The sequence below is a fragment of the Paraburkholderia sp. J8-2 genome, assembly GCF_905220195.1.
Classification (GTDB): domain Bacteria; phylum Pseudomonadota; class Gammaproteobacteria; order Burkholderiales; family Burkholderiaceae; genus Paraburkholderia.
In genome coordinates this window covers 15,057-39,800 of sequence record NZ_CAJMZA010000043.1, presented here as the reverse complement: position 1 = coordinate 39,800, position 24,744 = coordinate 15,057, and the positions used below count along the sequence as shown (strand labels likewise).

General features: G+C 63.3%; 24 protein-coding genes and 2 pseudogenes. 17 read left to right on the top strand and 9 right to left on the bottom strand.

The genetic code is table 11. From position 1 onward, the window contains the following. Positions 1-64 precede the first annotated feature (64 nt). From U5A52_RS39645 to U5A52_RS39630, 4 genes and pseudogenes are all read right to left on the bottom strand, one after another. A complete protein-coding gene (locus U5A52_RS39645) occupies positions 65-799 on the bottom strand; it encodes a lytic transglycosylase domain-containing protein (RefSeq protein ID WP_321917509.1) in 735 nt (244 codons plus the stop codon). 185 nt (positions 800-984) lie between these two features. Continuing rightward, positions 985-1,587, bottom strand: coding sequence for a rhomboid family intramembrane serine protease (locus tag U5A52_RS39640; protein ID WP_321917507.1), 603 nt, complete (start codon positions 1,585-1,587; stop codon positions 985-987). A 61-nt stretch (positions 1,588-1,648) separates the two neighbouring features. After that, positions 1,649-2,091 (bottom strand): annotated as a pseudogene (locus U5A52_RS39635) (polyhydroxyalkanoate depolymerase); the annotation flags it as partial. 62 nt (positions 2,092-2,153) lie between these two features. After that, positions 2,154-2,637: pseudogene (locus U5A52_RS39630) on the bottom strand (IS6 family transposase); the annotation flags it as partial. A 15-nt stretch (positions 2,638-2,652) separates the two neighbouring features. Between U5A52_RS39630 and U5A52_RS39625 the strand changes: the two are divergent. The 16 genes from U5A52_RS39625 to U5A52_RS39550 all read left to right on the top strand — a co-directional run bounded on the left by U5A52_RS39625 (position 2,653) and on the right by U5A52_RS39550 (position 19,406). Then, positions 2,653-2,838 carry a hypothetical protein gene (locus U5A52_RS39625; RefSeq protein WP_321939648.1) on the top strand — a complete coding sequence of 62 codons (186 nt, stop codon included), beginning with the start codon at positions 2,653-2,655 and terminating at the stop codon, positions 2,836-2,838. Between the two features lie 193 nt (positions 2,839-3,031). After that, positions 3,032-3,454, top strand: a complete 423-nt coding sequence (locus tag U5A52_RS39620) for a hypothetical protein (RefSeq protein WP_321939645.1) — start codon at positions 3,032-3,034, stop codon at positions 3,452-3,454. Between the two features lie 199 nt (positions 3,455-3,653). Beyond that, positions 3,654-4,811 (top strand): amine dehydrogenase large subunit, encoded by a 1,158-nt coding sequence (locus U5A52_RS39615; RefSeq protein WP_415774127.1) that lies wholly within the window; start codon positions 3,654-3,656, stop codon positions 4,809-4,811. 13 nt (positions 4,812-4,824) lie between these two features. After that, entirely contained in the window at positions 4,825-5,391 is a 567-nt protein-coding gene (locus U5A52_RS39610; protein WP_321939642.1) for a MauE/DoxX family redox-associated membrane protein, read from the top strand. Beyond that, a complete protein-coding gene (gene mauD, locus U5A52_RS39605; protein ID WP_321939640.1) occupies positions 5,391-6,017 on the top strand; it encodes a methylamine dehydrogenase accessory protein MauD in 627 nt (208 codons plus the stop codon). Before U5A52_RS39610 ends, mauD begins: the two co-directional genes overlap by 1 nt. A 37-nt stretch (positions 6,018-6,054) precedes the next feature. Continuing rightward, on the top strand, positions 6,055-6,594 hold the full coding sequence (locus U5A52_RS39600; protein WP_233885774.1) for a methylamine dehydrogenase light chain: 540 nt from the start codon (positions 6,055-6,057) through the stop codon (positions 6,592-6,594). Further along, on the top strand, positions 6,591-7,097 hold the full coding sequence (locus U5A52_RS39595) for a cytochrome c (protein WP_321939638.1): 507 nt from the start codon (positions 6,591-6,593) through the stop codon (positions 7,095-7,097). The genes U5A52_RS39600 and U5A52_RS39595 overlap by 4 nt, the downstream gene beginning before the upstream one ends. Continuing rightward, positions 7,094-7,558, top strand: coding sequence for a cytochrome c (locus U5A52_RS39590; protein ID WP_321917494.1), 465 nt, complete (start codon positions 7,094-7,096; stop codon positions 7,556-7,558). The genes U5A52_RS39595 and U5A52_RS39590 overlap by 4 nt, the downstream gene beginning before the upstream one ends. Positions 7,559-7,623: 65 nt before the next feature. Beyond that, positions 7,624-8,985, top strand: coding sequence for a DUF1329 domain-containing protein (locus U5A52_RS39585; protein ID WP_321917493.1), 1,362 nt, complete (start codon positions 7,624-7,626; stop codon positions 8,983-8,985). A gap of 89 nt (positions 8,986-9,074) precedes the next feature. Further along, complete coding sequence (locus tag U5A52_RS39580; protein ID WP_415774126.1) at positions 9,075-10,898, top strand: DUF1302 domain-containing protein; 1,824 nt, start codon at positions 9,075-9,077, stop codon at positions 10,896-10,898. Positions 10,899-10,962: 64 nt separating this feature from the next. Continuing rightward, positions 10,963-13,326, top strand: a complete 2,364-nt coding sequence (locus U5A52_RS39575) for an efflux RND transporter permease subunit (protein ID WP_321939636.1) — start codon at positions 10,963-10,965, stop codon at positions 13,324-13,326. Between the two features lie 22 nt (positions 13,327-13,348). Further along, positions 13,349-14,335: a WD40/YVTN/BNR-like repeat-containing protein gene (locus tag U5A52_RS39570; protein ID WP_321939635.1), complete on the top strand. Its 987-nt coding sequence runs from the start codon at positions 13,349-13,351 to the stop codon at positions 14,333-14,335. A 41-nt stretch (positions 14,336-14,376) separates the two neighbouring features. Beyond that, positions 14,377-15,855, top strand: coding sequence for a phenylacetaldehyde dehydrogenase StyD (styD, locus tag U5A52_RS39565; RefSeq protein WP_321917490.1), 1,479 nt, complete (start codon positions 14,377-14,379; stop codon positions 15,853-15,855). Between the two features lie 24 nt (positions 15,856-15,879). Continuing rightward, positions 15,880-17,097 carry an MFS transporter gene (locus U5A52_RS39560; protein ID WP_321917488.1) on the top strand — a complete coding sequence of 406 codons (1,218 nt, stop codon included), beginning with the start codon at positions 15,880-15,882 and terminating at the stop codon, positions 17,095-17,097. Beyond that, positions 17,090-18,373, top strand: a complete 1,284-nt coding sequence (locus tag U5A52_RS39555; RefSeq protein ID WP_321939634.1) for an aminotransferase class III-fold pyridoxal phosphate-dependent enzyme — start codon at positions 17,090-17,092, stop codon at positions 18,371-18,373. Before U5A52_RS39560 ends, U5A52_RS39555 begins: the two co-directional genes overlap by 8 nt. A gap of 10 nt (positions 18,374-18,383) precedes the next feature. After that, on the top strand, positions 18,384-19,406 hold the full coding sequence (locus U5A52_RS39550; RefSeq protein ID WP_321939632.1) for a phosphotransferase enzyme family protein: 1,023 nt from the start codon (positions 18,384-18,386) through the stop codon (positions 19,404-19,406). Between the two features lie 30 nt (positions 19,407-19,436). Here the strand turns inward: U5A52_RS39550 and U5A52_RS39545 are convergent, their stop codons facing one another. After that, entirely contained in the window at positions 19,437-20,375 is a 939-nt protein-coding gene (locus U5A52_RS39545; RefSeq protein ID WP_321917482.1) for a helix-turn-helix domain-containing protein, read from the bottom strand. Between the two features lie 392 nt (positions 20,376-20,767). Beyond that, entirely contained in the window at positions 20,768-21,298 is a 531-nt protein-coding gene (hpaC, locus tag U5A52_RS39540) for a 4-hydroxyphenylacetate 3-monooxygenase, reductase component (RefSeq protein ID WP_321917480.1), read from the bottom strand. A 323-nt stretch (positions 21,299-21,621) separates the two neighbouring features. On the opposite strand from hpaC, the gene U5A52_RS39535 reads away from it, so the two are divergent. Further along, a complete protein-coding gene (locus U5A52_RS39535) occupies positions 21,622-22,257 on the top strand; it encodes a response regulator transcription factor (RefSeq protein ID WP_321917479.1) in 636 nt (211 codons plus the stop codon). 46 nt (positions 22,258-22,303) lie between these two features. On the opposite strand, the gene U5A52_RS39530 is transcribed toward U5A52_RS39535, so the two are convergent. Genes U5A52_RS39530 through U5A52_RS39520 form a run of 3 tightly spaced genes read right to left on the bottom strand, consistent with a single transcriptional unit; the run spans position 22,304 to position 24,740 of the window. Continuing rightward, the gene (locus U5A52_RS39530) at positions 22,304-23,047 is read right to left on the bottom strand and encodes an SDR family NAD(P)-dependent oxidoreductase (RefSeq protein WP_321917478.1); all 744 of its coding nucleotides are present in this window, start codon (positions 23,045-23,047) and stop codon (positions 22,304-22,306) included. Between the two features lie 22 nt (positions 23,048-23,069). Further along, entirely contained in the window at positions 23,070-24,194 is a 1,125-nt protein-coding gene (locus tag U5A52_RS39525; RefSeq protein WP_321939630.1) for an amidase, read from the bottom strand. A gap of 21 nt (positions 24,195-24,215) precedes the next feature. Beyond that, positions 24,216-24,740 carry a nuclear transport factor 2 family protein gene (locus tag U5A52_RS39520; RefSeq protein ID WP_321939627.1) on the bottom strand — a complete coding sequence of 175 codons (525 nt, stop codon included), beginning with the start codon at positions 24,738-24,740 and terminating at the stop codon, positions 24,216-24,218. Between the last annotated feature and the right edge of the window lie 4 nt (positions 24,741-24,744).

Below are 24,744 nucleotides of genomic sequence, written 5' to 3'. Positions count from 1 at the left end.
GGCAGACGAACTTCCGTAGCCGACGGAGGCGGCGCTCGTTGGTGGTCGTGACCATGTTGATAAGTCACGCCCCGGGCTGGTAGGCTGCGAGTTGAGCCGAGATGCCGCCACCACTGTAGTCACCCATGCGTGACATCACCGACGGCGCGTAGGACAGCGTTTGCATCGGAGCCAGGCTGAGACCTTTGCGGTCGAGGTTGCCTTCTCCCCAGTTGTAGGCGCGTAACGCTGACGTGAGATCTCCCCCATAGTGGCGAATCAGCCCGGAAAGCTTTCGTGCGGCCGCCCACGCGGATTGCGAAGGGTTCATTGGGTCGACGTGATATTCCCTTGCCGTCGTCGGCATTAGCTGGAACAAGCCCCGGGCGCCGGCGTAACTGACCGCGTGGGCGTTGCCCGATGATTCCTGCTGGGCAAGTGCCCCGAGTAATCCAGTTGGCAGTCCGAATCTCCGTTCCGTGGCAGCAAAGTTCAGCTTTGAAGCCCAGACTTGAACGGCGGCGTTGAGCCTGCCGGGCCGGCGAGACTGCACGGCGACTTCAGTCGCGCTCGCCAAACTTTGCGCATCGGGCGGTGGCTTCCAGCCCGCCACCTGTCCGACGAAGATGACTCGCCTCGAACGCTCCTGTTCGCCACTGAGGTAGTCCTCGCTGTACGCGAGCAACGCGACTCCCGCCAGAACGGGACTCAGAAGTATCATCGTCAGCGCACCGGCGCCGCGCCGCAGCAGTGTGGTGAGGCGACCCAGATGCGGATGAGGATCTGGAATCCGGGTAGGGCTGCTCGGAAGGAGGGACATGTTGCCTCCGCAATAAAGCCGCACAGAGAGCAACAGGCGGATTGTTGACGCAGCTTGGAGTGTGCGCCGTGCCGGTTGCCTGGACATGTGTCCCGGTGTCGCCAGTGAGTTTTCCCTCTATTTTGAAGAGCGCGCAATTGGCCGGCGGAAACAGCGCGCGATGGCGCTCCCGGGTCAATGTGCAATCAGGGCCGGGTGAGGCGCACTCTCGGCTGGAATGTCAGGCGCGCTGCGAGGACGCCGCCGATCGCGCCGCCGAGATGGCTTTGCCATGAGATGCCGGGATAGACAGGCAGCACGCCGGACAGCAGGCTGATGCCATAGGCGACCACGACGAAGAGCGCGACCAGCATGGCGAGGAAGTGACGTGTGTAGATGCCGCGTGCGACCAGATAGCCCGCGTAGCCGAAAACGAGTCCGCTCGCGCCGATATGGACGCTATATGGGGCGCCAAGCAGCCAGGCGCAGCACCCCGCGCCAAGCATGCCCCCCGCGGTCGCCACGACAAAATTCCCGATGCGAGGCCACATTGCGAGCCACCCGAGAACCACGAGGCCGCCTGTGTTCGCCATGATGTGGCCGAGGCTAGCGTGAAGCCACGGCGCGAACAGGATCCCCTGGAGGCCGGAGACGGTGCGCGGGACGACGCCGTGGTGTGTGAGGCGCAGCGACGGGAAGGCGGCGGACAGAAAGAAGACCGCCCACATCGAGCCGATAAAGAGTGCGAGCACCACGATCCGGCTCTCGATCTGCGCGGCGAAGCTTCGATTTTTCGCTGTGTTCGGCATGGTCTGGTTGTCGGAGCGCCCGCATGGCACGCCGCAAAGGCTACAGGTACCCTGTAATGGGTTACGCGACAAGCGCTTCTTCGAAATCCGTGTTCTGCGCCGCCCCATGATGCGCCAGAATGAAGCTGCGGACCTGCGGGTACACGACGGAATGCCAGCGCTTGCCCGAGAAAATCCCATAGTGTCCGCACTTCTCGGCCGTGAAGTGGCGCCTGTCATGTGCGGCGATACCCGTGCAGAGGTCGTGCGCGGCGCGCGTCTGGCCGTCGCCGCTGATGTCGTCGAGTTCTCCTTCAACCGTCATGAGCGCCGTCGTGCTGATTGCCTGCGGCAGCACCGGTTCGCCGCGGACCGTCCAGGTGCCTTGCGCCAGGCGGAATTTCTGAAATACGGTCTGGATCGTTTCATGTCGAGCACCGCGTTGTATTCATCGTAGAAGCGGCGATGCGACTCGGCGCTCTCCTCATCGCCGCGTACCAGATTCAGGTAGTAGTCGTAGTGCGACTGCATAGGTTTTGTCGTAGTAAGGCTCGATGAGCAAACGAGATCGATATGCAAAGTACTGCTTATATAACTAGATTGTAGAATTGATCAGCCGTTGACGGATGGGTTCCGCGGGCGCACTTCATCTGTCCTTTCGCGATCGTATGCATAAGTTCAATGCCGGCCAGAAGGATCCGGGCACAGCGAAAATACTTGAAGCCCAGCATGGGCCGGGTGCGCCGCTTGATCGCCCAGTGGTCCTGTTCGACGAGGTTGTTGAGATATTTGGACCGACGGATCTTGATGGGCACCTCACGATCGGCGTTGCTCGCTTCGAGCGCGGCGAGATTGGCGCCGCTTTTGTCGATGGTCACCGTCTCGGGCGCGCCATTCTGAGCGATCGACATCTCAAAGTAACGCCCGGGCTACAGTCTTGTCCCGATGAGCGCGTAGTAGAAAGTCGATGGTGTTGCCGTCCTTGTCGACGGCCCGATAAAGATATCGCCAATCGCCCTTGACACGGATGTACGTCTCGTCCATGCGCCAGCTCTTGCTGCCCGGAAGTTTCAGTCGCGCGACCTGGTGCTGGTCGTCAAAGAAATCCTCGAGGAAACACGGTGCCGGCCCCAGTGGCTGGAATTCGAAATTACCGAAATCCTGCTGCTTGCGGAGAACGATTCGGTCATGAGTGCGCTTTTGGCATTCGAGGACATGGGGTTGTCGATCGCTCCGCGTTATCTCAGCGTCTCGTGCGGCGGAAAATCGTAAGGACGCACAAGAAATGCATCTGTTTTGCCGCGGGTTTTCAGCATTCAGGATTGCTCATCGGCCATTCTCCTGACGATCGACGCAAAACGTACCTCCAATATCGGCAAACCGTTCGCCGTGATATAGCGGCGCGCCCGTTTTTGCGGGATCATCCGGCCCTCCAGGCTGCGGGATCTCACGCTATTCACTACCCATGGAAAATGGCCTTCTACTCTTCCCGGTCGCGGCGCTTCACGTTGAGGCGTCCGGCGAGCCGCTGTGGTTTCGCCGGGCGCCCAACTCGCACGCAGCGGTCATTTCCGACTTCGGGGACGTTCCCGACGTGCTCATGCGTCTGCCCGAATGCTGGTGCGTCGTCCCCGGCGCCAGGCTCGAAGGGTTGCACGATGACGAGGACATTGCCGATGCCGACCCGCGCTTCAACGGCGCGCTCCCCGATCATCACTTCGCGGTCGTCCGCCACACCGACCGGCGCCTGAACGTCGCGCTCCTGTTGATGAACGCAGCGGAAGCCGTGCTCTTGCCCACGCGCATTTACGGTGCGCGCGAGCCGTTCGAAGGCTGTGTGCCAGGTGTTGAAGCGACCCTCGTCGAAGCAGCTGTCCAAGGCGTCTGAGCCACGGCGCGGGCCTACGGGTGATCCCTGCTAGCCAGCGCAGCGGGAAGATGCATCGCGCCGTTTTGTAAGCCCATTATTGGCATCGCAAGGCATACGTAATAATTCTACGGAACGTTTGCCGATTTGGGAGCTGTTTCAAAAACTGACTAAAGCTAATTTTCCGCAAGGCCAAAACGAATGTTCTTGCGGAGAAAAAATGCTACGAAATTGGAGACGGGCGCTGCTGATGGCGGGCGGCGCCGCGATAGCCGCCCACGCGGCCCATGTCCTCGCAACCGAGAAGGCCGAGGACCTGACGATCGCGAAGATGCCGGCGTACAGCCCGCATCAGGTGTACGTGGTGGACGTCAACTTCAGCTCGATGACGGACGCGCGCACGAATGTCCTCGACGGCGACGCCAACCGCTTCCTTGGGCAGATCGACGCCGGTTTCGCGCCGGGCTTCGCGATCAGTCCCGATCACAAGACGAGCTACGTCGCCACCACGTACTTTGCGCGCGGCTCGCACGGCGCACGTACCGATGTCGTTGAAATGACGGACAACGCGACGCTGCAAATCACGGGCGAAGTCGTGATCCCGCCGAAGCACGCGCAAAGCGTACCGTCGCCGTACAACACGTCGCTTTCGAAAGACGGCAAGTGGCTTTACGTCGCGAACATCACGCCCGCCACATCGGTCACCGTGGTCAACACGGCCACGCACCAGGTCGCCTCGGAAATCGATACGGACGGCTGCGTGCTCGCCTATCCGTCGGGGAGCGACCGCTTCACGTCACTGTGCGAAAGCGGCAAGGCGTTGACCGTCGTCCTCGGTGCGAACGGCAAGGAAAAGAGCCGCAAATTGTCAGACCCGTTCATCGATGTCGCGAAAGATCCGGCATTCGTGAACGCGTCGCGCAGCGGCAATACGTACTGGTTCGCGACGTTCAATGGCAACGTGCGCACTGCCGATTTCAGCGGCCCGGCACCCGTGTTCGGCACGCCGTGGGCGCTCGTGACGCCCGATGAGGCGAAGGCCGGCTGGCGTCCCGGCGGCCTGCAGCAAACAGCGCTGCACGTGCCGACGCAGCGTCTTTTCGTGGCGATGCACCAAGGTGCAGAGGGCTCGCACAAAGACCCGGCAAGCGAAGTCTGGGTGTTCGACCTGAAGACGCACAAGCGCATTGCGCGCTGGAAACTCGCGGACCAGAAGATCGATCCGCTGCTTTCGATCCAGGTGAGCGAAGACGCGCATCCGCTCTTTTACGGCATCACGACGACCTCCGACGTGGTCGTTGCCGACGCGGCAACGGGCAAGCTCAAGCACGTTCACAAGCAGGTCGGCGCGACGTCGTCGCTGCTGGTCAATCCGTAACGAGGCGCGAATCATGATCTCAAGTCTCGTTATCGATCCGGTCGTTTCGACTGTTGCGCTCGCAACCACATCGATTATCACTTTGGCGCTCGCGATTCCGAAGGTGATGCGCCAGTCCGATTTGCGACAAGCCGTAGCGGGCTTCCAGTTGCTGCCGCACGTGCTCGTCGCGCCGTTCGCACTCGCCTTGCCGATCGCCGAAGTGGCCGCCACGCTTGCGTGCCTCGTGCCCGCCACGCGCAGCCTGGGCGCCGCGGCGCTCGCCGCGCTCTTCGTGCTGTTTGCGTTCGCGCTCGGCATCAACGTGGCGCGAGGGCGTACCAATATCGACTGTGGCTGCAATGGCTTTCGCCAGACGGGCAGTCCCGCCGCTCACTCGATCGGATGGGCGCACGTGGCGCGGGTGTTGCTGCTGGCCACACTGGCCGTGCTCGCAGGCATGCCGCAAAGCGTGCGCACGGTCGTCTGGTTCGACTACCTGAGCGTGCTGGGCGCGACGCTCTTCGCCGTTGCCGCATTTTTTACCCTGGACGTGCTGCTCGCCAACCGTCCGAAGCTGAATCACCTGAGGAACTCGTAATGGAAAACGCACTGTTGATCTCTAATGCTCTGCTGTGGGCCGGTGTGCTCGCGCTCTGCGCCATCTCGCTCGCACTGGTGCGCCAGATCGGCATTCTGTACGAAAGGATGATGCCCGTCGGCGCACTGATGATCGACAAGGGCCCGGCGGTCGGCACTGTGGGTCCGTCGTTCGAGCTGGGCGCGCTCGATGGCCGTCAAGTCAAGGTGGGCGGAATGTCTGCCGCGGGCCGCAGCACGCTCGTATTTTTCCTCTCGCCGAGCTGCCCGGTGTGCAAGAAGCTGCTGCCGCTGCTGCCGTCGATCCAGGCGCGCGAAACGGCTACCGACATCGTGCTCGCAAGCGATGGCGACACCACGGAACACGCGGCCTTCTACAAGAAGCTCGGCCTGAGCCAGTTCCCCTATGTGCTCTCACAGGAGCTGGGCATGGCCTACCAGATCGGCAAGCTGCCCTATGCACTCCTGATCGACGAGTCGGGCAAGATCCGAGCGAAGGGCCTCGTGAATTCGCGTGAACACCTCGAAAGCCTCTTTGAAGCGAAAGAGCGCGGCGTGGCGTCGCTGCAGGAATACGTCCACGGGGATCACGCGGGTCATACGAATCACGCGGAGCAGCACGCCTGAGCACGTCATCAAAGAACAGAACGACAGGACGATAAGCATGAAATGGTTCGACAACTTCTTCGAGCTGAGAGCGCGCACCGTCGCGCAGCGCAGCTCGCGGCGCAGCGCCATGGCGACGCTTGGCCGCGCGCTGGTCGGCTCGGCGCTCGTGCCGCTCTTGCCGGTTGACCGCACCTTCGCGGCGGAGAACGCGGCCGCTGCAAGCGGCGCAAGCGCGCCGGCCGCGGGCAAAAACGACGATCCGTATAGCTGCGATTACTGGCGCTACTGCGCGATCGACGGCTGGCTGTGCAGTTGCTGCGGTGGCACGTCGAGCAGCTGCCCGCCCGGCACGACGCCTTCGCCGATCACGTGGATCGGCACCTGCCGAAATCCGCACGACAACACCGACTACATCGTGTCGTACAACGACTGCTGCGGCAAAACGTCGTGCGGGCGCTGCTTCTGCAACCGCAACGAGCGTGAGAAGCCGCTCTACAAGCTCTCGCTGGACAACGACATCAACTGGTGCATGGCAAGCGGAAACGCGAACTATCACTGCTCTGTATCCGCCTTGCTTGGAGTGGCGCAGCAATGACATCAACGATTTCCAACCAGCGCCTCGCAAAGTGGGTCATGACGTTGTGCGCGGCGAGCGCCGCGCTGATGGCGGGCGACGCGTTTGCGCAGAACGTGCAGTTTGCGCCGGGCAAGGCGTTCTTCGACACGAAGTGCGCCGTGTGCCACCAGGCGGGCGGCAGGGGGCAGGATGGTCTCGCGCCGCCGCTCACCGAACTGCCGGGCCGCTACGCCGCGAATGGCGAAGGGCGCAAACAACTCGGCCTCACGGTGCTCAACGGCATGTTCGGCCAGATCGCGATCAAGGACAAAACCTACAACTTCAAGATGCCGAGCTTCCGGACCGAATCCGACGAGGATCTCGCGAGCGTGCTCAACTACCTCGTGTTCGACGCGAATGCGAAGCATGCGGGTGCGAAGCCGTTCACGGCGGCTGAAGTGAAGGCGCTGCGCGTGACGCAGATGGACGGTGCCCAGGTGCGTGAGCATCGCGAAGCCACGCTCAAGAGCCTCGGGCTATGAAGGCGGGGCATGCACGTGTGTGGCTTGCCGCATGTGCATTCGCGCTCGGCGCGAGCGCGCATGCGCAGGAGCGCGGCTACGACGCAGCCTCTGCGCGCAATGCGTGGACGCTCAACTGCATGGGCTGCCATACGGGCGACGCGCATGCCATTCCGGGCAAGGTGCCGCCGCTCTCCAGCGAGCTAGGGCATTTCGTGCGCTTACCTGAAGGGCGCGAGTTCGTGATGCGCGTGCCAGGTGCGTCGAATTCCTCGCTGAGCGACGCGGAGCTCGCAAACGTTTTGAACTGGCTGATCGACACGAAGAACGCGGACACGCGGCCAGCAGATTTCAGGCCTTATACCGCGCAGGAAATCGCAGCACGGCGCAGGCCGGCGCTTACCGACGTCGCGAAGCATCGGGCGGCGCTGGTCGAGCGTATGCACAAAAGCGGCGATACAGCCGTAGCTGAACAGTACTAACGAAAGGCAAGAGCGGGCCGCAACGCGGTGGCCGTGCGACTCAACAGGTATTGGAGATCGAGACGATGAAAGGCAAGACGCAGATGGGAGCGATGTGTTCGGCAGCCGTACTGGCGGCCGTACTGGGCACGCTCGCGGGTGGGGCGCTGGCGGATACGGCCGGCATGGAGAAAGGCGCGAGCGCCGATGGCCGGATTCCGGCCTATGCGGGTCCGCAAGCCGCGCCGGCCGACTGGTCGTATGGCAAGGTGCGCGGCGATTACTGGAAGCACAAGGGCGAGAAGCCGCTCTTCTCGATCGACGCGAGCAACGTCGACAAGTACGCGGACAACCTCACGCCCGGCCAGGTACAGCTCATCAAGCAGAAAAAGGGCTACCGCATGGACGTGTATCCGACGCACCGCGAATGCGGCGCGCCTGATTTCGTGCAGGCCAACACGGCGCTGAACGCGACCCAGGCGAAGATGGATTCGTCGGGCGAGGGGCTGCAAAGCGCAAGCCTGCCCGGCATGCCGTTCCCCGCGCCGAAAACGGGCGCGGAAGCGATGTGGGATCACCTCGCGCGCTATCGCGGCATTGGCGCGGAGTGGCAAAAGGCGGTGACGGCGGCGTCACCGCGGCCGGGCAGCACGGACTGGATCAAGGCCGAATCGAAGCAGACGCTTTACTTCCCGTGGGGCAAGAAGGGCACCGCCACGCCGCAGCAGGCTGGCATGCTCTACGCGATCTACTTCGCCTATGAAACGCCCGCCGCGCTCGCGGGGCAGGGTCTCGTGCAGCGCGACTACTTCGACAAGGCGAGCGATACGTTCTACTACTTCACGGGTCAGCGCCGCGTGCGCCGCATGCCTGCGTATTCGTACGACGCGCCGCAAATCGGCTTCGAGAACCAGTACACGGTCGATGAACCGTGGCTCTTCAACGGTCAACTCGACCGCTTCAACTGGAAGCTCGTCGGCAAGAAGGAAATCTATGTTCCGTACGACGACTTCGGCATGTTCAACTTCAAGGCGAAGTTCGACGACGTCTTCAAGCCGGACGCCGTCAGCCCCGAAGCGCGCCGCTACGAAATGCACCGCGTCTACGTCGTGGAGGCGACGCTGAAGTCCGGCGTGCGCCACGTTGCGACGAAGAAAGTCTTCTACATCGACGAAGACAGCGGCCTTGCGGTGGCCGCCGAAGACTACGATGCCCAGGGCAAGCTCTGGAAGGTCAAGGAGGCGTATCCGATTCCGGTGTACGAGCTGCACGGCGCCTGCGACGTCGAGCCGTTCGTGCAGTACGACCTCAACAACGGCCGTTACGTGACCGACCAGTCGACCATCGGTACGGACACCGACATCCGCTGGTACGAAGACTCGAGCGATGCGCGCTTCAAGGACGACTTCTATTCGTCCGAGAACCTGCGCGCCGTGAGCGAGCGATAACGTAGCGTCCAGCATTGGCGGCGCGCGCACGGGGACGTGCGCCGCCACCCTTCATATTCGACCTGGAAGAAAGCGGGCAGGGGAAAAGCGTGATATCCAAGACAAAAATCAGCGCAGCAGTTTCATTAGTCATGCTAACGGCGGCGCAGGGGGCCTCGGCATACGAGTTCACACTCGACGACGGCGCCGTCAACGGTTCGTGGGTCTCGAACCTCACGGCGGGCGGCGGCATTCGGGTCAAGAACCCGAGCTGCTCGCTCACGGGCGACCCGAACGCGAATGGCTGCGGCGCGGGCGCGAACACGGCGCAGTGGGCATCGGGCGACGATGGCAACCTCAACTACCGCAAGGGGCAGCCGTTCAGCACGTATGTCAGCGCGACGAGCGAACTGCTGCTCACGATGCCGAGTCAAGGCGTCAAGTTCATGGTCCGCGGCACCGCCATGTACGACTTTCTGGCGAACGACACGAACAGAACGCCGCTGTCGAGCACCGCTGCCGCGCAGATTGTCTATCCGGTCGATCTGCTCGATCTCTGGGTCCAGAAGGATTTCACGCTCAACGACCGCTCGGCGCACGTGCGGCTCGGCAATCAGGTCATCAACTGGGGCGAAAGCTTTTTTGCGACCAACGGCATCAATGCGACCAACGCCGTTGATATTCAAAAGCTGCTGATTCCGGGCACCCAGCTCAAGCAGGCGCTGCTGCCCGAGCCGATGATCAGCTTCGCGGCAGGTATCACTTCGGGGCTCAGCACCGAGGCCTACTACCAGTTCAACTGGGAAAGCAACCGCTATCCGCCGGTCGGCTCCTACTGGTCTGCGGGCGACATTTTCGGGCGCGGCGCGGGCCCGTTGACGATCAGCACGACCAACGGCAACGTGAACGGCCCCGACGCGGGCACGATCGCGGGTCCGAACGCGGGTAACTCGCAGACGATCGCGGGCATCAACTCAGGCCTCGTCAACGGCGTGTATGCGGGCCCTCCGTTTAACTCGATCGGCATTCCGACCTCGACGCAGCTGCCGAACAAATACCGCCCGCAGTTCGGCGTCAAGTTCAACTATAAGCCGAAGAACGTCGACGTCAACTTCGGCTTCTATTACGAAAACTATACCGACAAGTCACCGGTCGCCTCGGCGCTGGCGAATGGCACGGAACAGTTCCAGTACCTCCAGAACCGGCAGCTGTTCGGTGCGAGTGCGAACTTTGGCGTTGGCGACTGGGCGATCGGCACCGAGCTTTCGTACCGTCCGCACGATGCGGTCGCGCTGTCCGGGTGCTTTGGCGCGGGCGGCCCGCTCGACTTCAACACGAATGGCGTGTCGGGTGTTAACTGCCAGCAGTGGGAAGACCGCAAAAAGCTGCAGTATCTGATCAACGGTCAGTTGAATCTCACGCAAAGCGAGTATCCGTTCCTGAAGCTGCTTCACGCCGACATGGCGGTGCTAACAATGGAACTCGCGTGGATCTACTACCCAGGCCTCAATTCGAACGGCGTGACGCGCACGGTCGATGGCCAGCAGGTGACGCAGGCGCCGGCGGCGGGTTACTTCACCTGGCTGAACAACGACTCAGGCCTCGGCTACCCGATCACGGCGGCGAAGGGCACGGCAAGCTCGGTCGGCGCGACGATCGACTTCAACTGGACCTATGACGGCACGATCATTCATGGCTGGCAAGTTACGCCTGGCGTGACGTTCTCTGACGCGCTGTACGGCTATACGCCAACCTTCACGGCGAACTACATGCAGGGCGCGAAGTCGGTCAACGTTTATCTGCTTTTCAATCAGAACCCGGCGGTCTGGCAGGCAGGTATCAACTTCACGGCTTTCTTCGGCGGTCACGACACCGTTGGGCAGCCGTACGCCGACCGCAATTTCGTCGGCGTCTTCGCGACACGTAATTTTTAAGCAATCGGGCGCGTGCCTTGTTGGCGCGTGCCCGAAACCGGCAGCAGACTTTGAGGGGCGCAATGTGTTGAATCGTCTGGTTGGCAAGCTCGAGGGGTTCCTGTTCGGGCATCGCGCGATCACGCTGGGCGTGATCGCCTTATTCACGGTCGTGATGGCCGTGTTCGCGCTGCAGTTGCGCATGGACGCCGGATTCGAGAAGCAGATTCCGACCGAACACGAGTACGTCAAGACCTTCCAGCAATACCGGAACGATCTGCTCGGCGCGAACCGCATCACGGTTGTGCTCAAGGCGCGCAACGGCACGATCTGGACGCGCGAAGGGCTCACCCGGCTCTACGAAATCACGCAGGCCGTGGGCTATCTGCCGAACGTCGATCGCGGCGGCGTGCAGTCGCTCTGGACACCTAACTCGTTCGTCAACGAGATCACCGAAGACGGCTTTCGCGCCGACCCGCTGATCGACGGCACGATCACGCCGGAGAGTCTCACGCCCGAGAAGATTGCCTCGATTCGCCAGTCCACCTCGGCGGGCGGCTACGTCGGCGTGCTCGTCTCGCGTGACCAGACGAGCGCTATGGTGACGGCGGAGCTGAACGAGCGCGACGCGAACGGCAAGGCCCTCGATTACGTGGCGTTCAACCACATCCTCGAAGAGAAACTGCGCAAGCCCTATGAAAACGGCGCGTATCAGGTGCAGATCATCGGCTTCGCGAAGCAGATCGGCGACATTGCCGACGGCGCTTCGGGCGTGCTGGTGTTCTGTGCGCTCGCGCTGGTGCTCACGGCGGCGGCCGTGTACTGGTACAGCCGCTCGCTGCGCTTCACGATCCTGCCTATCGCGTGCTCGCTCACGTCCCTCGTGTGGCAGTTCGGCACGCTGCGCATACTCGGCTTCGGCCTTGACCCGCTCGCGGTGCTGGTGCCGTTTCTCGTCTTCGCTATTGGCGTTTCGCACGGCATTCAGCAGATCAACTTCATCGTGCGTGAGCTGTCGCATGGACGCAGCCCGATGGAAGCCGCGCGCCACAGCTTCAGCGGCCTCTTGATCCCCGGCACGCTCGCGCTCGTTACCGCGCTCGTGTCGTTCATCACGCTGCTGCTCATTCCCATTCCGATGGTGCGCGAACTGGCGATCACGGCTTCGCTCGGTGTTGGCTACAAGATCGTGACGAATCTCGTGATGCTGCCGGTCGTTGCATCGTGTATGCATTTCACAAAGGAGTACGCGGACCGCGCGCTGGCGGCGCGCGAGCGGCGCGCGCATTGGCTGAGGCTGCTCGCGCGCCTGGCTGAGCCTCGCAATGCCGCGATCACGCTTGCCGTGACCGCGATGATTTTCGGCGTGGCGGTGTGGCAAAGCCGCGATCGTGTGGTGGGCACACTGCAGCCGGGCGCCCCCGAGTTGCGCGCCGACTCGCGCTTCAACCAGGATGCCGTTGCGATCGCAACCAGCTACGACGTCGGCCTCGACTGGCTCACGGTCGTGTTCGAGACTCCGCGCGTTGCCGACTGCACCGACCCGCGGCTCGGCATCTTCGAAGACGACTTTACCGGCTCGATGAACCGGGTACCCGGCGTCGTCTCGGTCAGCTCGTATCCGCTGATGCTGCGTACCTACAACGAGGGATATAACGAAGGCAATCCGAAGATGTTCGTGGTGCCGATCGACCCCACCAACTATGCGGCGCTGAGCGCCGAAATCAACCGGGTGCACGGCTACATGACGAAGGACTGCAAGATGACCGCAGTGCATCTGTTCCTGGCCGACCACAAGGCAGCGACGATCAACCGCGTGATCGATGCCGTGAAGACCTACCGCGCGGAGAACCATCTGGAAGGCGTGACGATCCGCCTTGCTGCCGGCAACGCAGGCGTGCTCGCCGCGACCAACGACGAAGTGGCGCGCAGCGAACTGCCGATGATGCTCTACGTCTACGCGGCCATCATCGTGCTCGTGCTGCTCGCGTATCGCGACCTGCGCGCGGTGATCGCCTGCTGCCTGCCTTTGACGGTGGCGACGTTCATCGGCTACTGGTTCATGAAGCAACTGCAGATCGGCCTCACGGTCGCGACCTTGCCGGTCATGGTGCTGGCAGTGGGTATCGGTGTGGACTACGCGTTCTACATCTACAACCGGCTGCAACTGCATCTCGCGCATGACGTGCCCGTGGTGAAGGCAGTCGAACAGTCGATTCTCGAAGTTGGCGTGGCGACGATCTTCACGGCAATCACGCTCGCTGTTGGCGTCGCGACGTGGAGCTTCTCCGCACTGAAGTTCCAGGCGGACATGGGCAAGTTGCTCGCGTTCATGTTCATCGTGAACCTCGTGATGGCGATGACGGCGCTGCCCGCGCTCGCGGTCTGGCTCACACGGCTCTTCCCGCGCCGCTCGGCGGTCAAAAGCTCGAGCTTCTTCACTCACTAGCCCGCTACGAGGACGATTCGCCATGCAACGAACAAAGGGTTCGAAGATCGCCTGCGCAGCGCTCGCACTGCTTGCGGGCCTGCAATACACACACGCCGCGCTCGCTGGCGCGGCGCCCGACAGCACGGTCGCGGTCGTCGCCGCGAAGCACCGTGCCGACGCGGAGCATTCGATGGTGCTCGGCGCGGCACTCGCCGGCAACCGCATTGTCGCAGTCGGGGAGCGCGGTGTGATCCTGCTCTCCGACGACGACGGCGTGCATTTCCGCCAGGCGCAGGCCGTGCCCGCCAACGCAACGCTCACGTCGGTCTCGTTCGTCGACGCGCAGCACGGCTGGGCGGCGGGACATTGGGGCGTCGTGCTGCACACCGACGACGGCGGCGAGCACTGGCGCGAGCAACGCGCGGATACGAGCGTCGACCAGCCGCTCTTTTCCATCGCGTTCCGCGACGAGATGCACGGCTGGGCCGTGGGCCTGTGGTCGCTGCTGATCACGACCGACGACGGCGGCGTCACGTGGAAAACGCAGCCGGTAGGCGAGGGCGCGGCCGCAGGCAAGAGCGGGCTGAACTTCTTTTCCGTGTTCGCCGGCCAGGAGAAAGACGTTTATATCGCTGCCGAGCAAGGCACCGTATTCAAGTCGAGCGACGACGGCGCAAGCTGGCAGGCGTTGCACACGGGCTATAAGGGCACGCTCTGGAGCGGCGTGGTCGCACCTGACCGCACGGTCTACGTGGGCGGACTGCGCGGCAATCTGTTCGCAAGCCAGGACGGCGGCGCGACATGGCAGTCCGTGAGTTCCGGTGCGAGCAGTTCGATCACCGGCCTCGTTGCGAATGCAACGAGTGTGGCGGGCGTGGCGCTCGATGGCTACGTGATGGTCAAGGCGGCGGGAGCGCACGATTTCGCGGCGAAGCAATTGCCTGGGCGCGACGCGCTGACCGCATTGATATTGAAGCAAGACGGTTCCACCGTCCTGTTTTCCAAAGATGGCTTAGTTGCCAAATGAGTTGCCAAATAAGTTGCCAAACAAACCAGTCAGGAGCTGAGATGCAAATCGAGGAATTGCTTGCAAACCTCCACACCCAGATGATCGTGGGTGGCCGCACCGTCCCCGCGCGCAGTGGCAAGACCTTCGCCGTGTACGACCCGGCCAGCGGCCGCGAAATCGCCCAGGTGCCCGACGGCGATGCCGATGACGTCGCGGCCGCCGTGGCCGTGGCGAAGAACGCGTTCGAATCGAACGAATGGCGCCGTATGCCTCCTGCCGCGCGCGAACACCTGCTGCTCAAGCTTGCCGATCTCGTCGAACAGCATGGCGACGAACTCGCTGCGCTGGAGACGCTCAACCAGGGCAAGCTACTCGGCTTCTCGCGCATGCTCGAAGTCGGCGGCAGCGCGCAGTGGCTGCGCTACATGGCAGGCTGGGCGACCAAGATCGAAGGCAGCACGGTCGATCTGTCGTTGAGCTTTCCGCCGGGCGTACAGTACCGCGCGTCGACGCAGCGCGTGCCGGTGGGCGTGGTCGCGGCCGTCGTGCCGTGGAACTTCCCGCTTCTGATGGCCGTGTGGAAAATCGCGCCGGCGCTCGCGTGCGGCTGCACGGTGGTGCTCAAGCCCGCCGAGGAAACGCCGCTCACCGCGATCCGCCTTGCCGAACTGGCGCTCGAAGCAGGCTTTCCGCCGGGCGTGCTCAATGTCGTGACCGGTCGTGGCGAAACGGCAGGCGCGGCGCTGGTGCGCCATCCCGATGTCGACAAGGTGACGTTCACGGGCTCGACCGAAGTGGGTCGCCTGATCGGCGCGCAGTGCGGCCGGGATATCCGCCGCGTGTCGCTCGAACTGGGCGGCAAGAGCCCCGTGATCGTGCTGGACGACTGCGATCCGCGCAAGGCCATTGAAGGCGCGGCGGGCGCGATCTTCTTCAACCACGGCCAGGTGTGCACGGCGGGCTCGCGTCTTTATGTGCCGCGCTCGATGTACGGGCAGATCGTGGAAGGCATCGCGCAAGTGGCCAACAGCCTCGTGCTCGGTTCGGGTTTCGACGAGAAGACGCAGATGGGTCCGCTCGTTTCGTCGCGCCATCGCGACAAGGTCGTCGGCATGATCGCCGAAGGCCGTGCGCAGGGCGGCGAAATCATGGCGGGCGGCGCGGCGCATGACGGCGCGGGCTATTTCGTGCGCCCGACCGTGGTCGCCAACGAAGGGCGCAAGCCGCTTTCGCTCGTGAATGAAGAAGTGTTCGGCCCGGTGCTGGTTGCCATGCCCTACGACGATCTCGAAGAGGCGATCAGCGCCGCGAATTCAAGCGAGTACGGTCTCGGCGCAAGCGTGTGGACAAACCAGCTCGACAAGGCACTGCGCGTGGTCGACCGCATGGAGGCGGGCACGGTCTGGGTCAACTCGCACAACATGGTCGACCCCGCGCTGCCGTTCGGCGGGTTCAAGTCGTCCGGTGTGGGGCGCGAACATGGCCGCGCGATCATCGACGCGTACACCGAGACGAAATCTGTCTGCTTCGCCTACTGAACCACGTTCGAGGATCAAGGCACAATGAATACGTCACCAGCGGATCTGCAGGGCCTCGCCATGCGCGAAGAGACGAATGCGAAATCACGAGCACGCCTGTGGGTCGCGATACTCGCGGGTGTGGTCGGGCCAGAGGTGTTCATCGTTCAGCCCGCGGTCGTAGAGGGCTTCGTGAAGTATCTGGGCTTCGACGCGGTCGCGGCGGGTTACGCAGCTTCGGTGGAGGTGTGGGGCATTGCGTTGAGTTCCATCCTGCTGCCGCTGTTCGCGAAGCGCGTGAACTGGCGCACGGTGATCGTGCTGTCGATTCTGCTGATGGCGTTTGGCAACGCGGCTTCGGCGTTCACGCCCGATCACAGTGTATTTCTTGTGCTGAGACTACTCGTGGGAATTGGCGCGGGCGGCCTCATTTCGCTCAGCTTCGCGGCGGTCGGGTTGACAGCCAACCCCGACCGCAACTTCGGCTACATGGTCATGTGGGTGATGATCTACGGGGCGCTGGGGTTGTGGCTCGTGCCGAGCGCGTTCGCCATTGGCGGCATGAAGCTGCTGCTGTTCTTCTTCGCCGCGTTTCCGCTCGTCGTGCTGCCATTCGTGCGCTACCTGCCGCGCGGCGGCGAAAGCGCGCCGCAATCCGATGCGAACGCAATCGAGCTGCCAAGGCCCGCGAAGGCGTCCGCCTTGCTCGCCATGCTGCTGTACTTCGTGGCGCAGGGCATCGTCTGGGCCTATCTGTTCCTCATTGGCACCGTTGACGGTCTGAGCGAGCAGCAGGTGGCCAACGCGCTCACGCTTTCGCAGTTCATGGGCGTGCTCGGTGCGTGGGCGTTCGGCGTGTGCGGCACGCGCATCGGCCGCTCGCGCGCGCTTACGGTGAGCGTGCTCGGCGGCTCGCTGTGTCTGCTCTTTCTCACCACGCACACGACCTTCGCCGTCTTCGCGCTGGTTGTTTGCATTTACAACTTCTTCTGGAACGTTGCCCAGCCCGCGTTGCTCTCGTCGATGGCCGTGTTCGACCGTAGCGGGCGCATGGTGCTGGCTGCCACCGCCATGCAGATGATCGGTCTCGCGACTGGTCCCGCGCTCGCCGCCTGGATCATGACGTCCGGCGCTTATTCTCAGGTGATCGGGTCCGGCGTTGCGTTGTTCGTCGCGAGCTGGTTCCTCATCTATTACCCGGTGCGCTCGCATGCGCGCATGCTGCGCCGCGCCGCCACCGATACGGAGACTTCCGATGCCTGATCAAGAACTGTTGCAGCGGCGCTACCGCGTGCTCGGCAAGCGCGCGCCGCTCTTCTACGACACGCCTTTGCATATCGTGCGCGGGGAAGGCGTATGGCTTTACGACGCCGAAGGCAAGCGCTATCTCGACGCCTATAACAACGTGCCGCACGTAGGCCATTGCCATCCGCGCGTGAGCGAGGCCATCGCGAAGCAGGCGTCGATGCTGAACACGAGCACGCGCTATCTGCACGAGAACATCGTGGAGTACGGCGAGCGCCTCGTTTCGACCTTCGACGCTTCCTTGCCGATGGTGATGTTCTGCTGCACAGGCAGCGAGGCCAATGAACTGGCGCTGCGCATGGCGCGGGAGTGCACCGGCAACATGGGCATTATCTGCACCGCGCACTCGTATCACGGCAATACGGCGGCGGTGGTGCAGGTCAGCTCGTTTCTTTCCACGCAGCAGCAGCGCGGCCGCTATGTGCGCACGATTCCCGTGATCGACCCGTATCGCGAGCGCGCAGGCATGAGCGAAGACGAACTCGCGAGTCGCTACGCCGAGGACGTGCAGGCCGCCATCGACGCGTTCGAGGCCGACGGCGTGCGTGTAGCAGGCCTGCTGATGTGCTCAGGCCTCTCGTGCGAGGGCTTGCCGGACGTGCCCGCGGGTTATCTCGCGCGCGCCGTGGAGAAGGTGCGGCGCGCGGGCGGCGTGTATATCTCCGACGAAGTGCAGGGCGGCTTTGGCCGTTTCGGCTCGCATTTCTGGGGACATCAGAAGCTTGGCGTCACGCCGGACATCGTCACGATGGGCAAGCCCATGGGCAACGGTCACCCGCTCGCGGGCGTGGTGGCGCGCCGGGAATTGATCGAAGACTTCGCCGAGCGCAATCCGATGTACTTCAACACGTTCGCGGGCAACCCCGTTTCGTGCGCCGCGGGCATGGCGGTGCTCGACGTGATCGCAGATGAAGGCCTTCAGCAGAACGCGCAGACCATGGGGCAATACGTGCTCGAACGTCTGCGTGCGCTGGCGCAAAAGCACGCGGCGATCGGCGACGTGCGCGGCAGCGGACTCTTCTTCGCCGTGGAAATGGTCGAAGACCGCGCGGACAAGTCGCCTGCCGGCAGCGTGGCGCGCCGCGTCGTCAACGCCATGCGCGAGCGTGGCGTGCTCATCAGCCGTATCGGCGTGCACGACAACATCCTCAAGATCCGGCCGCCCATGCCGTTCACGACGGTCCACGCCGACCAGTTGATCGACACACTCGACGCCGTGCTCAACGACCTTTGAGAGGATCGCGATGACCCATACAGAAGACGCGCGCGCGTCGGAGAACGCGTTTGCGCTGCAGCATCTTGCCGCCCAGGCGCTTGAGATGTGGGACCTCGGCGACTGCGTGATCGCGCCGATCAAGATCCGCGAGAACGCTGTGTTTCGTGTGGATGGCCGCGACGGTCGGCGCGCGGTGCTGCGCATTCACCGCCTCGGCTATCACGATGACGCAGCGCTGCACTCGGAATTCGAGTGGATGCAAGCGCTCGCGAGCGCGGGCGTCGAGGTGCCGCGCGTGGTGAAATCGCGCGCGGGGCGCCCGTTCGAGCGCGTGCATAGCGATGAACTGCCGGCAGGCCGCCAGATCGACGTGCTCGAATGGGTCGACGGGCGCCAACTCGGCGCGCTCGAATCGGGTCTCGATGGCGGCGAGGAGGACGTCGCGGGCCGCTATTACACGCTTGGCGGCATGGCGGCGCGCATGCACAACCATACGAGCGCGTGGCGGGCCCCTGCGGGCTTCAAGCGGCATAGCTGGTGTGAGGAAGGGCTCGCGGGCAGCGAGCCGCTCTGGGGCCGTTTCTGGGAACTGGAGCAACTGAGTGCGCCGCAACGGCGGTTCTTCGAGCGGGCGCGCGAGGCGCTCTGGGCTGACCTGAGCGCCTATGGCAAGGATGCCGGGCAGTTCGGCCTGATCCACGCGGATCTCGTGCCCGAGAACGTGCTCGTGGACGGCGAGCGCGTGCGCGTGATCGATTTCGACGATGCGGGCTTCGGCTGGCATTTGTTCGACGTTGCGACGTCGCTCTACTTCATCCGCGGCGAGCCGTACTTCGATACCGCGATGGAAGCCTTCGTCACGGGCTACCGCGCGCATCGTCCGCTAGTCGATGAGCAGCTGCGGCAATTGCCGCTGTTCATGGCGGCGCGCAGCACGACCTACCTCGGCTGGGTGCATGAGAAAAAGCACACGGAAACGGCCAGGACACTCACGCCGGTACTGATCGATTACGCGACTTCGGCGGTCGAGGAATATCTGCGCGGCAGGTGAGGGCAGCGCCGGGGCATGCTCCGGCGCGCGTTATTTCGGACGATTGTCCGAAGGCATGGCGTCGAAAAGCTCGCGATAGTCCTGCGTGAAATGACCCGAATGGAAAAAGCCCCAGCGCTGCGCCGCGTCGCGCACGGTGAGCTCGGCCGACGGCGCTTTGCGAAGCAACTGGTGCACGTAATTCAGGCGTATCGCGCGCATATATTCCACGGGCGATTTGCCCGTCACGAGGCGAAAGCTCGTCTGCACCGTGCGGCGGCTGATACGCAGCGATTCGCAAAGCTCGTGCACCGTCACGGGTTCCAGCGGGCGCGCAATGATCATGTCGTGCGCGCGTGCAACTACGTCGCTATGCGACATCCAGGTGATATCGGTCTTATCGTCCGGAGTGCCGCTCTCGACCACGGCATCGAGCATCTCGAAGATCTGCGCGGTCACGGTGCGTTGGGCCAGCTCCGACTCTGCGAACGCGTTCAGCGCAAATGCCTCGTCGGTTACGTAACGCCACAAGGCGATGAACTGCTCGCGCACGCCGGGTTCGAGCGGAATGACGGAAGTCTTGGTGAAAAAGCGGCTTTCGAGGCGTGCGGCCAGCTCCGGGCGCTCGCGCAGGAACGGCACCTTCACGCCAATGCCGAGTATGGCGGTCTCGCCCGGGAAATGCAGCACGAACTCGCGGTTCGCCCGCGCGCAGATCAGGGAATCAGCCGTAACGGCGCGGTCCGCGAAAGTCACCGGAGAACTCGCGTCGAGCACGATGCCGAACACGAGCATGTCGCTGGGCGTGCTGCCCTGCTGCACGATGCGGCGGTTCACGGACTCGTAGAACACGTGTATGCCGTCGCTGCCGATTTGCTGTAGGCGACCGTGGAATTGTCCACAATCGAGCTGGAAGTATTGCTGTTCCCAGCCAGAAAGCAGCGCCGCGTGTTCGCCGGCGTCGGTAAAGGTGTGATTCTCGAGCTGCATGCTGATTGCGAATAAAACGCGGTACCGATCGGGGTGGCGGCCATCCTGGTCACCATTCACTGACCGCCTGGTCGGTTAATGCCGGTGTGAGGATGACGGGCGGAACGCTTTCTCGCAAGTCCGGGATGGCCCTCTCCGGGATGCCCCTGGCTTGCGTTGGTTGACTTGTCTCCTTTCTTCGCTTCGGCTGTGTCGTGGCGCGCCACGATCGATCCCGTGCTCGCCGATCGTTTTGTCTGATGTATGCGCTCGCACCTTCTTCGTGAGGCGGCGCGGGTTGGCTAGTGGTATGCATGCAGCGTACCCGCCGCCGCGCGAGAAAAAAATGCGTGCGTGCGGCAGGGCGCCTGGTGGGTTTCCTCACCGATCTAAAGGTTTTACCAGGGTGCGATTTACGCCGCGGCGCAAGGGCGAGCCACGCGGTGGAAATTGCGGTCGAAGTAGACGAGACCGTCGCCGTCGCAGCGCACGCGAATATGGGTCGCCTTCACGAACATGACCGAATGAGAGCCGACGTCCTTGAGTTCGACGATCTCGCCTTGCAGGCTCGCGAGCGCATCGCGCAGCACGGGCACGCCATGCTCGCCTTCATCCCAGAACGGCAGGCTAAAGCGCGCGTCCATCGACAGTTGCGTAAGACCCGCGAAGTGTTTTGCCAGCAGCTCGTGCTCGCCGGGCAGCACATTCACGCATACGCGGCCGTTGCCCGCGAAGGCGGCGTGCATCGCGCTCGAGCGGTTCAGGCAGACGAGCAGCGTAGGCGGCGCGTCCGTGACGGAGCACACGGCGCTCGCGGTAATGCCGCAGCGGCCGAACGGACCGGCCGTGGTGATCACGCTGACAGCGGCGGACAAGTGCGCCATCGCGTGGCGAAAATCCTTGCGGGTGTCATGCGTCGGGAGCGTGCTGGATGTGTCGGACATGATGTGTGTTTTCCGTGCAATTGCTGATCTTGTGATTCGAGTCTGTGATTAACAGCGTACGGCAAGCACCGCGCGAAAAATACTGTCACGATTGGCCTGAGTGATGGCGTCGCTCCCGATCCTTCTAAAGATTTCACCAGGTATCGCGGAAACCGGAATGTGCGCTTTGAAATTACGCGGCGGAATTACGGGGTAATGCGCATTTTCAGGGCTTTATTGGCTGGTTATGATGGGTCATGCAACTGCGGGAGCGCGCAAATGAAATGGGACGGCACAGGGCACGTCTCGCGGCGCTTCGCAACGAACAATCTCGGAGAGAGCAGATGACTTTACCTGCTCCGGTCATCTATATCGTCGACGACGACAACGGCATGCGCACCTCGCTCGCGTGGCTGCTGGAATCGGTTGGCGTGAAATCGGAAGGTTTCGCCAACGCAGCCGATTTTCTGCGTGCATTCGATCCGGACGTCCCAGCATGTCTGGTGCTCGACGTGCGCATGCCAGAGACCAGCGGTTTTGATGTACAGGCGGAATTGAACCGACGAGGTGCGACGTTACCTATCATTTTCGTGAGCGGACACGGCGACATACCGATGTCCGTGCGCGCGCTGCAAAACGGCGCAATTGATTTCGTGGAAAAGCCGTACAACTCGCAGCAAATGCTCGATCGCGTGCAACGCGCGATGAAGCTTGCCACGCAGCGTCATGCCGCCGACCAGAAGCGGCGCGATCTGCGCAAACGCCTCGAATCGCTCACGGGGCGCGAGCGGGAAGTGCTACGCGGTGTGATCGATGGCAAGGGCAGTAAGCGCATCGCGTCGGAACTCGACATCAGCGTAAAGACGGTCGACGTGCATCGCGCGAGCATCAAGGACAAACTCGGTGCCGCGTCCATTGCGACGCTCGTGCGCGATGTGATGGCGGTATGGGACCAGGACGCGCAGACGCACACGTCGTGAGGCGGCGTGTGCGTCGCGCGTTTTGGCGCGAGAGTTGGCGCACTGGTTAGCGCATGTAAAGACCGCCGTTGATGTCCCAGCACGCTCCGTTGGCGAAGTACGCGTTGCCCGAGGCGAGCAGCACGGCGGCGTCGGCGACGTAGTCGGCGGCGCCCAGGCGCCCCACGGGAATGCTCGCAATCACTTTGTCGAGTTTGTCCGCGGGCACGCTCTCGTGCACGATAGGCAAATCGAGCGGCCCCGGCGAAATGGCATTCACGGTCACGCCAGAGGCGGCGAGATCACGCGCGAACACTTTGGTGAGCGTGATGGCGCCGCCCTTGGCCGCCGCATAGTGCGCGCCCGTTGCCGAACCGCCATTCTGGCCGGCCAGCGAAGCAATATTCACAATGCGTCCTTCGCCCTGGTTCGCGAAGTGCTGCCCGAACACCTGGCAGCCGAAGAGCACGCTGCGCAGATTGACGTCGATGACCTGATCGAACTGTTCGGCCGTGATCTCCATGACAGGCACGACCTTCGATGCACCCGCATTGTTCACGATCGCATCGACGTGGCCCCAGCGCGCGACGATCGCATCGCGCGCACTCTCGAAATCCTCTTTGCGCGTGACGTCTAGCTTCAACGCGAATGCGCTCGACGCATCGGCGCTCAACGCGCGCGCGGTGGCAGCGGCGGCATCGAATGCCACGTCGCCGAGGACGACGCGGTAGCCCGCCGCATGAAAACGCGCGGCAATCACGGCGCCGAGGCCGCGCGCCGCACCGGTAACGAGGACGACTCTGCTGGACATGGGTTTCTATTCCTTGAAAATTTCAGCTGGCGAGCGCTGCTTCGAACGCTGCAGCAACGGCGCAAACCCGTTCGTCGGCGCCATGGCGTCCTATGATCTGCAGCCCGGCCTTCAGCGGTGAGCCTTCAATGGGCAGCGGCAGACTCAGCGCCGGATGACCGCTGAGATTGAACGGGCGGATCAGCGACGACATCGCGATCACCGACACACCGCGCCGCGCATCGTCGACCGTGATCGGCAGGGCGGGAAGCGTCGGCATCACGATCACATCGACGCTGTCTAGCGCGCGATCCACGGCATCGGTAAAGCTGCGGCGCACGCGTTCCGCTGCGCTCACCTGGTCGGACGTAGTGGACGCAGCGGCGCGCAGGCGTGTTTCCAGATCCGCGCCGAGCTTGCCGCTATCCACGAGATGGCCGAATGCCGCCCACGTTTCCGCGTTGATGATCGCAAGGCCCGCATGGAACGCGTCGGCGAGGCCCGCAAGCTCGATGGCCCGAGACGAAAACCCCGCACGCTGCGGCGCGCGCGTGACGGCGGCAAGCAGGTCTGCTCGCGCATCGACTTGCGCAATACCGATACTGCACGCGGTGAGTTCTTCTCGCGCGGCTGCCTTGTCAAATGCGGGCGCGATGACGCCCATCGCCTCGACGATCATGCGCACGTCGCGGGCAAACGGGCCCACGCAATCGAGCGTCGATTCGGCGGGCGCGACGCCGCGCCGTGAAACGCGCGCGAATGTGGGCTTGAGGCCGACTACGCCGCAACATGCGGCGGGACCGCGAATCGAGCCGCCCGTGTCGGTGCCGAGCGCAGCTTCCGCGAGCCCCTGGCCGACCGCGCTCGCAGAGCCGCTCGACGAGCCGCCCGGAATGCGCGTCGCGTCTTGCGGATTGACGGGCGTGCCCGTGTAATCGTTTATGCCCGTCATGCCGAACGCCAGTTCGTGCATGTTGGCTTTGCCGACAATTTTCCACTTCGCGTCGAGCAGAAACTGCACCACGTCTGCATGCTTTTGCGCGTGCGCGGTTTCTGCGAGCGCGCGGCTCGCGCCCGTCGTGCGCATGCCCGCAATGTCGATGGTGTCCTTGATGACGATGGTGGGTCCGTCGCCTCCACGAGTGAAGGCACTGATCAATGCGCTCATCGATTCGATTTCCTTTGGGGGTCAGGCAGCCGGACGCGGCGACACGCGCCATGGCGCGTCGAAAAGCCGCTCGGTGCGAAAGTGCGCGATGAGCCACGTAGATGCATCGGGCGCAGGCACGAAGTCCACTTCGAGCCGCGCGCCGATCAGCTCCGCGTGCTCGTCCACGTAGCCCGAAGCCTGCAGCATGATCCAGCGGCCCGTCGCGCGCGCGGGCGTCACCATTTCGATGCTCTCGGACGTGAGAAAGTGCACGTTGGTCGCGAAGTACGGCGCGGGTGGCAGATAGCGCGCGAGCATCGCAACGATGGCCTCGCGGCCTTTGATACGGCCGAACTTGCTCGTATATTGCGGACCGATGCCTTCCCACACCGCATCGGCCGTGAAAAGGCTGGCGAGCGATTCGCCGTCGAGCGCGCCGCTCGGCACGTCGCACAGCGCCATGTAGAGCGCCATGGTTTTTCGTGCGGCGCTAGCGCCTTCGAGTGCGGCAAGGCGCGCTTCCAGCGCCGCAATCGTGCGTGCAGCGTCAGTGATCGTTGCCATAGGA